This is a genomic window from Achromobacter sp. FW305-C-28 (assembly GCF_058783235.1).
Genome location: NZ_JBYSYL010000003.1, coordinates 659252 through 668953, shown reverse-complemented (window position 1 = coordinate 668953; position 9702 = coordinate 659252). Strand labels below are relative to the sequence as shown.

Annotated in this window: 8 protein-coding genes; all 8 read right to left on the bottom strand. The window is 69.9% G+C overall.

Translation table 11 applies throughout. The features are described from left to right. Window positions 1–7: 7 nt before the first annotated feature. The 8 genes from AC3WMR_RS11840 to AC3WMR_RS11805 all read right to left on the bottom strand — a co-directional run bounded on the left by AC3WMR_RS11840 (window position 8) and on the right by AC3WMR_RS11805 (window position 9699). Window positions 8–979, bottom strand: coding sequence for an AAA family ATPase (locus AC3WMR_RS11840; RefSeq protein WP_492263261.1), 972 nt, complete (start codon window positions 977–979; stop codon window positions 8–10). A 57-nt stretch (window positions 980–1036) separates the two neighbouring features. Then, window positions 1037–2185, bottom strand: a complete 1149-nt coding sequence (locus tag AC3WMR_RS11835) for a formylglycine-generating enzyme family protein (RefSeq protein WP_492263260.1) — start codon at window positions 2183–2185, stop codon at window positions 1037–1039. Between the two features lie 348 nt (window positions 2186–2533). Beyond that, the gene (locus AC3WMR_RS11830) at window positions 2534–3736 is read right to left on the bottom strand and encodes an LLM class flavin-dependent oxidoreductase (RefSeq protein WP_492263259.1); all 1203 of its coding nucleotides are present in this window, start codon (window positions 3734–3736) and stop codon (window positions 2534–2536) included. After that, a complete protein-coding gene (locus AC3WMR_RS11825) occupies window positions 3733–5028 on the bottom strand; it encodes an NtaA/DmoA family FMN-dependent monooxygenase (RefSeq protein WP_492263258.1) in 1296 nt (431 codons plus the stop codon). Before AC3WMR_RS11825 ends, AC3WMR_RS11830 begins: the two co-directional genes overlap by 4 nt. A gap of 2 nt (window positions 5029–5030) precedes the next feature. After that, window positions 5031–6185, bottom strand: a complete 1155-nt coding sequence (locus AC3WMR_RS11820; protein WP_492263257.1) for an LLM class flavin-dependent oxidoreductase — start codon at window positions 6183–6185, stop codon at window positions 5031–5033. Between the two features lie 12 nt (window positions 6186–6197). After that, complete coding sequence (locus AC3WMR_RS11815; protein ID WP_492263256.1) at window positions 6198–7847, bottom strand: dipeptide ABC transporter ATP-binding protein; 1650 nt, start codon at window positions 7845–7847, stop codon at window positions 6198–6200. Continuing rightward, complete coding sequence (locus tag AC3WMR_RS11810; protein ID WP_175218481.1) at window positions 7844–8713, bottom strand: ABC transporter permease; 870 nt, start codon at window positions 8711–8713, stop codon at window positions 7844–7846. The genes AC3WMR_RS11815 and AC3WMR_RS11810 overlap by 4 nt, the downstream gene beginning before the upstream one ends. Then, the gene (locus AC3WMR_RS11805) at window positions 8710–9699 is read right to left on the bottom strand and encodes an ABC transporter permease (RefSeq protein ID WP_492263255.1); all 990 of its coding nucleotides are present in this window, start codon (window positions 9697–9699) and stop codon (window positions 8710–8712) included. Before AC3WMR_RS11805 ends, AC3WMR_RS11810 begins: the two co-directional genes overlap by 4 nt. Between the last annotated feature and the right edge of the window lie 3 nt (window positions 9700–9702).

Sequence of the window (9702 nt, the reverse complement as noted above, 5' to 3'; positions counted from 1 at the left end):
GCGCTTCCTAGGCCGGGACAGCCACGACGTCCAGCATCCGGTCGATGACCTGATCGGCGGTGACGCCATCGGCCACGGCGTCATAGGACAGGTGCAGGCGATGCCGCAACACCGCGTGGGCGACGGCGCGCACATCGTCCGGCGTGCTGAAGTCCGCGTCCGCCAGCCAGGCATGGGCCCGGGCGGCCCGATCCAGCGCAATCGCGCCGCGCGGGCTGGCCCCCACCTGTATCCAGCGCGCCAGGTCGGCGTCATAGTCGCCGGGCCGCCGCGTGGCGTTGACCAGATCCACGGTGTAGCGGTCCACGGCGGGCGCCACGCGCACGGCGGCCGCGGCCTGGCGGCAGGCCAGCAGCGCGTCCTGCGTCAGGCGCGCGTCGTCGGCTTCGCCGGCCGGTTCCGGCGCGCTACGCAAGAGCGCCAGCATGGCCATCTCGTCCTCGGCGCTGGGATAGTCCAGCCGGATCTTCATCAGGAACCGGTCCATCTGCGCTTCGGGCAGCGGATACGTGCCTTCTTGCTCGATCGGGTTCTGCGTGGCCAGCACCATGAACAGCGCGGGCATCCTGCGGGTGTGGCCTCCCACGGTGATCTGCCGCTCTTCCATGGCCTCGAGCAGCGCGGACTGCACCTTGGCGGGCGCGCGATTGATCTCGTCGGCCAGGATCAGGTTGCCGAACAGCGGGCCGGGCTCGAACGCAATCTGGTTGCGCCCTTGCGCGTCCTGGCGCAGCACGTCGGCACCGGTGATGTCCGACGGCAGCAGGTCGGGGGTGAACTGAATGCGGCTCATGTCCGCCGCCAGGTGCCCGGCCATGGCCTTGACCATGCGGGTCTTGGCCAGCCCGGGCAGGCTTTCGAGCAGCACGTGCCCGTCGGCCACCAGGGCGATCAGCAGGTGGCGCACCACCTGCGCCTGACCCAGCACGTCTCGGGAAATTGCCGCTTCCAACGCCAGAATGCCATTGCGCAACGCCATCGGTATCCCTTCGTCAAACGCACACCTGTACGGGTCGCCCGGGCTGCGGGCGAGGCATCAACGGCTGGCGAGGCGTCCCGGGCGGGACTGGGCCTGCTTCCATTGGTCGGGCGTCATCACCGTGCGAAAGCCCAGGTGCGACATGCCGTTCAATGGATCCGTGCCGCGCCGGGCGCTGGCCCGGTAGCTGATGCAGTACGTGTCGCTGCACAGGAATGAGCCGCCGCGCGTCACCCGCTTGGGGGCTGACACGGGAACGTTGGCGTCATCGGGATCAAAGCTGTCGGCCGGGCCGGCGGGGTCCTGCGGCGGCTGGCGGTATTGCGCCTGGATGCGGAACGCATCCGCGCGATACCAGTCGGCGGTCCATTGCCACACATTGCCGGCCATGTCGTACAGGCCATACGCGTTGGGCGGAAAGCTGCCGACGGGCGTCGTGCCCACCTGGATCTTCTCGTCCTTGACCACCGGAAACGGCTGCTGCTGTTGCGTGTCCCAGATATTGGCCATGGGCTTGCCTTGCGGGCTCAGTTCATTGCCCCAGGCATAGGTGGCCTGTTCCAGCCCGCCGCGCGCGGCGAATTCCCATTCCGCCTCGGTCGGCAGGCGCTTGCCGGCCCATTTGGCGTAGGCCTGCGCGTCTTCGTACGACACCTGCACGACCGGGTGGTCGTCCTTGCCGTCGATGGAACTGCCGGGGCCTTGCGGATGGCGCCAGCTGGCGCCCGGAATGAAGCGCCACCAGCGGCTGTAGTCGCGCAGCGAGACCTCGGACGCCGTGCCGACAAAAACCATGGCGCCAGGCACGAGCAACCGGTCGTCGGGGCGTGGGGTGCCCGGCGGAAGCTGGACCTTCAGGTCTTCCCAGCGCGGTTTCTGCTCGGCCGTCGTGACATACCCGGTGGCGTCGACGAAACGGCGGAATTCCGCGTTCGTCACATCATGGGTGTCCATCCAGAAACCGCTGACGCGCACGCGATGCGGCGGCAATTCATTGGGCTGCGACAGTTTATGGTCGTTGCCCATGCGGAATTCCGCCCCGGGAATCCAGGCCATGCCCGCCGGCCCCTGCTTGCCGTCACCGAGCGTGACGGTCGGCGCACCGGGCTGTGAAGGGGTGCCGGTGCTGGCCACATAGGCGCCCAGGGCGCTTGCGCCAAGCAGTATCCCAACCACCGTTAAACCGACTTTCAGTTGTTGCTTCACGTGCCCCTCCGTACTTCCGTGGAAAATAAACGGGGCGCTCTGGCCGAGCGCTTTTGGGTATCACGAATGGCTTATCGCTTTGAAGCTGAAACAGGACTGCGTCTGGCGGGTCCGGGTTGCGTTGCATTAATGCCGAAATGGCTGCCCACATTATCTGAACGGCAAATGGCAAGGCTGACTTTTGTTAGCGCTCGCAACGCGGGGCATTTTCGGGAATACCCGGGTTTTCCGAGAGAGAATATTGGAAAATTCGGGATTATCTGAATTATTTAGTAACCTTAATAATGCGAATACTGCGCCGGGGTGATCGGGATTATCTGGTGCGGCGATACGGGAGGAATGTGCGGATTATCTCTGCGGCGTGCCGTGCCAGGCTTGCGCCAGCCGCAGATGCGATTGCACCCGGTCTTCGTGGCGATGGGCGTTGGTGGTGACGATCAGTTCGTCGGCCTCTGTGGCGCGCACCAGCGTTTCCAGGCCCTGCACGACGGTATCCGCATCGCCGACGAATTGGGTGCGCGTGCGGTCCTGCACCAGGTCGGCTTCCAGTTCGATGCCTTGGGCTTCTTCCGGCGAAAGGTAGCGCGTGGCGCCCTCGCCCCGACGGATACCCTGCACCCAGGCGCCGTACGGCCTGGCGATGCGCTCGGCGTCGGCGGCATCGCGCCCCACCACCACATCGGCCGATATCATCAGGTAGGGCCGGGCTTGCGTGGTCGACGGCACGAACGCGCGGCGATACGCGTCCACGGCCTGTAGCGCAGTCGCCGGGCTGACGTGGTAATTCACCGCGAACGGCAACCCAAGCCGGCCGGCCAATTGCGCGCTTTCACCCGCCGACGACCCCAGCACCCAGGTCTGCAGCGCGGCGCCCACGCCCGGCGTGGCCTGCACGCGGCTGCCGTCCGCTGCCGCATAGGTGCCGGCCAGCAGGGCAAAGAGCGCATCCACGGCCGCCTCGAATGGCAAGGGCTGCGCCTGCGGTTGCAGCAGGATGGCTTCGCGGGCCAGGCCGCGGCTGGCGCGTTGCGGACGGGAGACCGGCGGCGCGGGGATCAGCAGGCCGTTGATGACGCGATCGCCTTGCGTCGCAGGGGTTGCCTCGCTGGGCGCCGCAGCGGCGGTGCCGCCCGCTGGCTCCCCTGCCCCGCCGGCCTGGGGCGCGGCGCGCCTTGCCGCGGCCAGGCCACGGCCCAATCCCAGGTCGATGCGGCCGGGATGCAAGGCGTCCAGCGTGCCGAAGGCCTCGGCAATGGCCAACGGCGTGTGGTAGCCCAGCAACGTCGCACCGGACCCGACGCGCAGTCGCGTGGTCACGGCGGCGACCTGCCCGATGACGATCGGCGCGGCCGAACTGGCAAGGCCTTCGGACAGGTGGTGTTCGGCCAGCCAATAGCGGAGGTAGCCGGCTTGTTCGGCCCGGCGCGCCAGGTCGACGGTGTTGCTCAGCGCCTGGCGGGCGTCGGACCCCGACGAGATCGGCGCCAGGTCCAGGATGGACAACGGCACGCGCGCCGGGCGCCGGGCAGCCCGGGAGAGAGCGCCGCTCATGCCGGCACCGCCTGGGTCGCCAGGCCCAGATGATCTCGCAGCGTGGTGCCGGCGTAGTCTTGCCGGAACACGCCCTTTTCCTGCAGCAACGGCACCACGCGATCGACGAACTCCTCGATGCCGCTGGGGATCAGGTGCGGCACCAGGATGAAGCCGTCGGACGCGTTCTGCTGCACGTAGCGGTTCATCTCGTCGGCCACCTGAGCCGGCGTGCCGACGAATTGCTGGCGGCCGGTGACCTTGATGATCAGGTCGCGGATGCCCAGGTTTTCACGTTGGGCCAGTTCGCGCCATTGACGCGCGGTGGCCAGGTTGTCGTCGTGTTGGCGGGTGCGGCCCTTGGCGACCGTGGCGGCAGACACGTCGGGATCGAAGTCCGGCAGCGGCCCGTCGGGATCGAAGCCGGACAGGTCGCGGTTCCACAGCTGCTCCAGCAGCACGATGGCGGTTTGCGGGCTGACCTGCTGGCGGCGCACCTCGGCATGGCGCGCGGCGGCGTCTTCGGGGGTGTCGCCTAGCACGAAGCCCACGCCGGGCAGGATCTTCAGGTCGGCCTCGGCGCGGCCGTACCTGGGCAGGCGCGCCTTGACGTCGGCGTAGAAGGCCTGGCCCTGTTCCAGCGAGCCGTGGCGGGTGAAGATGGCGTCGGCGCTGCGGGCGGCGAATTCCCGGCCCTGGCTGGAATCGCCGGCCTGGATGATGATCGGATGGCCTTGCGGCAGCGGCGGCACGTCCAGCCGGCCGCGCACGTTGAATTGCGCGCCCTGGTAGTCGAAGGCGCCATGGCCGTCGTCGCCGCCGTCCCAGAGATGCCGCGCCAGTTCGACGAATTCGCGGGCGCGTTCATAGCGCTGTTCATGCGGCAAGTAGGCGCCGCGGCGAAAATTCTCGCCGGTGAACGCGCCTGGCGAGGTCACCACGTTCCAGGCCGAACGGCCGCCGGACACGTGGTCCAGCGTGGCCAGCTGGCGGGCCAGGTTGTAGGGCTCGTTGAAGGTGGCGTTCAGCGTGCCGGCCAGGCCGATGCGCTCGGTGACCGCGGCCAGCGCCGCCAGCACCACCAGCGTATTGGGCCGCCCCACCACGTCCAGGTCGTGCAACTGGCCGCGCTGTTCGCGCAGGCGCAGGCCTTCGGCCAGGAACACAAAGTCCAGCTTGCCGCGTTCGGCGGCGCGAGCAAAGCGCTCGAAGGATTCGAATTCGATCTGGCTGCCTGCTTGCGGGTCGCTCCAGACCGTCATGTTGTTCACGCCCGGGAAGTGCGCGCCCAGGATCACTTGCTTCTGTGCCATGGTCAACGGGCTCCTTGGCCGGCAGTCGCGTAGCGGTTGGTGGCGGTGGCCAGCCCGAGACGGCCGCGCAGGGAAATCGGCGGGAATGACGCTTCGATGTCGGCTGCCGCCGCCAGGCCGGCGTCTTGCAGCAAGGGCAACAGCACGTCGGTCACGACGGCTACGTCGCGCCGTATGTCGCGCGGGTGCAGACGCACACCGGCGAAGCCGGCGTCGCGCCAGGCCAGAATGCGACGGGCCAGCGCCTGGGCGGTGTGGGGTGCGTCTTCCCGTCCTGCCCTTGGCGCCGCCGCGTCGGCGGCGTCGTCGAACGAAACGCGCACATCCACGACGTAGCGCAGCGGCGCCAGATGGCGCCCGGCCTGCTGCTGGGCGCCGTCCAGCGCCTGGCGCTGCGCCGTCCACGCGGCCGAGTCGGCGGGCTCGGGCACGAAGAGAATGTCGGCATGCCGGGCGGCCCAGGCCAGGTCGCCGTCTTCGCGCCAGGTTACGGCGACGGGCGGCTGCCCTTGCGGCGGCCGCGGCACGATGGACGGGCCGCGTATCGACAAGGTCGGCGTCTTCACGTCCACGTAGTGCAGCTTGTCGCGATCGACGAAACGGCCCGTGGCCACGTCGCGGATGATGGCGCCGTCTTCCCAGCTGTCCCACAGCCGCCGCACGCCGTCCACGGCGCCTGCGGCATCCTGGTACAGGCCGTCGCGGGTCAGCGGCAGGCCATAACTGTCGGCGCCGGCATGGGCGACGGCGGCGTCGACGTCCGGCTGCGCGGGCACGACGGGCAACAGCCCCGCCCTGCCCCGCGTCACGTAGTCCAGGGTGGCGATGGCGGTGGACACATGGAAGGGTTCGGTGGTGCTGACCACCACAGCCGGAATCAGGCCGATGCGGCGCGTGGCCGGGCCGATGCGCGCGAGCAGCAGCGTCGCATCCAGCGGGCTTTGGCCGGGTGAGCCGGAGCGGGCCCACAGGTCTTCAAAGGTGGCGAAATCCAGGCCTGCCTCGTCGGCCTGCCTGATGGCGTCCAGCCAGGGACGCCACGCCTCGGTCGTTTCGGCGGCCGCAACGGCGTGCACACGGATGTCGCTGCCATCACGCGGCGCGGACGGCCCGCCGTTGAACGCCAGGCCGATGGAAAAAGGATTGGGTAGGGTCATGGTGTTGCGGCCTCAAGCCGCCAGGTCCAGGGTCAAGGGCGCAGGCGCGGCAACGGCCGGCAGCGCGTGGCGGCCGCCCGGCGTGTCGCCCAGCAGCGCCTGCGTGTAGGGATGGGCGGGCCGTTCGAACACCTGCTCGACCGGCCCCTGCTCGGCCACCTGGCCGCGCCGCAGCACGACCACATGGTCGGAAATCTGTCGCACCACGGCCAAGTCGTGCGACACGAACAGATAGCTGACGCCCAGGTCGGCCTGCAGGCGCTGCAGCAGCGCCAGGATGCGCGCCTGAACCGACACGTCCAGCGCCGAGACGGGTTCGTCCAGCACCACCAGCTCGGGTTCGATGGCCAGCGCGCGGGCAATCGCCACGCGCTGGCGCTGGCCGCCCGACAGGCGGTTGGGCCGGTCGTCCAGCAGGTCGGGGCTGAGTTCGACCGCGTGCAGCAGTTCGGCCGCGCGTTCGCGGCGCGAGGCCCGGTCGCCCAGGCCGAAGGCGTGCAAGGGCTCGGTAATGATGGCTTCCAGCGTGAAGCGCGGGTTCAGCGAGGCATACGGATTCTGGTAGACCACCTGCACCCGTCGGCGAAAGTCCTGCAACTGGCCGCGGCTGAGCCGGGTGACGTCGCGGCCGTCGAACCACACCTGGCCGGCGTCGGGCCGTTCCAGGCACAGCGCGATGCGCGAGGTCGTGGACTTGCCGGACCCGGATTCGCCCACCAGGCTGGTGGTGCCGTGGCGCGGCACGTGGAACGACACGCCGTCCACCGCCCGCATCTCGCCGAAGCGTTTGACCAGGTTTTGCACCACCAGCAGCGGCGCATGCCCGGGAGGCCTGGCCGGCGCAGGCTGGCCGCCCTGCCGCAAGCCGGGCGCGGCGGCCAGCAGCGTTTGCGTATAGGGATGCGCCGGTCGGTCGCGCAAGGGCCGGGCCGCGCCGGTCTCGACGATGCGGCCGCCCTGCATCACGGCCACGCGGTCGGCGCGGTCGAACGCCACGCCCAGGTCATGCGTGATCAGCAGCACCGCGATGCCCTTGCGGCGCACCAGCGCTTCCAGGTGGTCCAGCACCTGCCGCTGCACCGTGACGTCCAGCGCGCTGGTCGGCTCGTCGGCAATGATCAGCGCGGGCTCGTGCGCCACGGCCATGCCGATCAGCACCCGCTGGCGCATGCCGCCGGACAGTTCGTGCGGAAAACTGCGCGCCACCCGTGCGACATCGGCCAGGCCCACGTCGGCCAGAATGCCGGGCACGCGGCGGCGCGCCTCGGCCTTGGACACGCCGTGCACGGTCAGCGCCTCTTCCAGCTGCGCGCCGATGCGCTTGACCGGGTCCAGCGACAGGCCCGGGTCCTGCGGCACGAAGCCGATGCGGCGGCCACGCAGGTCTTGCCAGACGGACTCCGGCGCATGGGCCAGTTCCACCCCTTCGAGTTCGATGCTGCCGCCGCGCCGCTGGGCGTTATCGGGCAACAGGCCGATCAGGGCCGCGGCCGTGGTGGACTTGCCGGAACCGGATTCGCCCACGAGCGCGACGATCTCGCCCGGCTGGATGGCCAGGGACACGTCGTTGACGGCAGCGCGCCAGGCGCCAGTCGCGGCGTCGCGGTAGGCGACGTCCAGGTGGTCCAGGGCCAGCACCGGGCCAGCGTGGGGGGCGGTCATGACGATTCTCCCAAGTCCTGCGCGTGGCGGGCGATCTGGTTGGCCGACAGCACCACCGCCGCGACCACCATGCCCGGCATGGTCGTGTACCACCAGGCCGCCGCGATGTAATTGCGGCCTTCGGCAATCAACAGCCCCCATTCCGGCGCGGGCGGCGGCGCGCCAAAGCCCAGGAAACTGAGCGAAGACACGGCCAGCACGGCGGCGCCGAATTCCAGCGCGGCCAGCGCCAGCACGGGGCCGGCGGCGTGCGGCGCGATGTGGCGCAGCAGGATGCCGCGCGTGCCCACGCCCGAGGCCACCGCGGCCTCGACGAACACCGCGCCGCGCCAGCGCAGCACTTCGCCGCGCATCAGGCGTCCGAACGTAGCCACGTACGAGAGCCCCACGGCAATGGCGATGTGGACGGTGCCAAAGCCCAGCACGGTCACGATCGCCATCGACAGCAGCAGCGTCGGAATCGCCATCAGCACGTCGGTGGCGCGCATCAGCACCGCATCGACCCGCCCGCCCAGGAAGCCGGCCAGCAGGCCGATGGCCCCGCCCAGGAACAGTGCGATCAGCACGGCCAACGCGGTGGCCTGCAGCGACGTCGACGTGCCATGGACGGTGCGTGCATAGATGTCGCGGCCCAGGTGATCGGTGCCGAACCAGTGGCTGGCCGACGGCGCCAGCAGCGCGTCCTGGGGCACGCCGCGCAAGGGGTCGGCCGAGGTGAAGGCCTGCGGCGCCAGCGCCCAGCCCAGCACCAGCACAATCACGGCCAGGCTCAGCGCCAGCATGGGCTTGGCCCGCAGCGTCGCCAGGAACGCCCACAGGCGGCCAGGGCGTGCGCCGGGCCGGGAAGCCAGGGTTTGCGTCGTCATGCCAGCGCCCTCGCCCGGTTGCGGGTGATGCGCGGGTCCAGCAAGGGATACGCCAGGTCCACCACCAGGTTGACAATGACGAACACGGCGGCCGCCAGCACCACCACGCCCTGCACCACCGGGATGTCCTTGACCGCCACGGCACCCTGCGCCAGCCGGCCGATGCCTTCGCGCGAAAACACGGTTTCCGTGACGACCGAGCCGGCCAGCAGGTTGCCCATGAGCACGCCCGTCATGGTCAGCACGGGGATCGTGGCGTTGGGCAGCACGTGCGTGAACAGCAGCCGCCGGCGCGACAAGCCCTTGGCCCGCAAAGCCGCCACGAAGGGCTGCCCCCACACGGCCGACAGCGAGCGCGACAGCACCTGGGCCACGGTGGCGGCGGTGGGCAAGGCCAGCGTGGCCGCCGGCAGCACCAGCGATTGCCAGCCTTCGTTGCCCATGGCCGGAAACACCGGCAACGTGAACGACAGCCATTGCAGCAGCAACAACCCGACCCAGAACGTGGGCAGGCACACGCCCAGCGACGGCGCCGCCTGCAAGGCCGAACGCAGGCGCGGATGACGCGCCGAACTGGCGGCCAGCGCCAGGCCCAGCCCCAGCACCAGGGCGGCCGCCAGCGCACTGAGCGCCAAGGCCGCCGTGGCCGGCGCGGCCTGCGCCAGCATGGCCGACACCGGCTGCCCGGTCTGGATCGATACGCCCAGGTCCAGCCGCAGCGCCTGCCACAGCGCGATGCCGTACTGCACCACGAGCGGCTCGTCCAGGTGGTATTGGGCGCGCAGCGCCGCCACCTGGGCCGGGTCGACCAGGCTGGCATCGCCCTGGTTCAGCATGATGCTGACCGGATCGCTGGGCAGGATGTACAGGATCGCGAACGATACGGTGTAGGCCGCCCACAGCACGAAGGCCGACTGGGCGGTGCGGCTCAGGGCATAGCGCCAGGCATCCGTCCCGGCAGCGGCCGGCAACACGGTCTGCGTCATGCG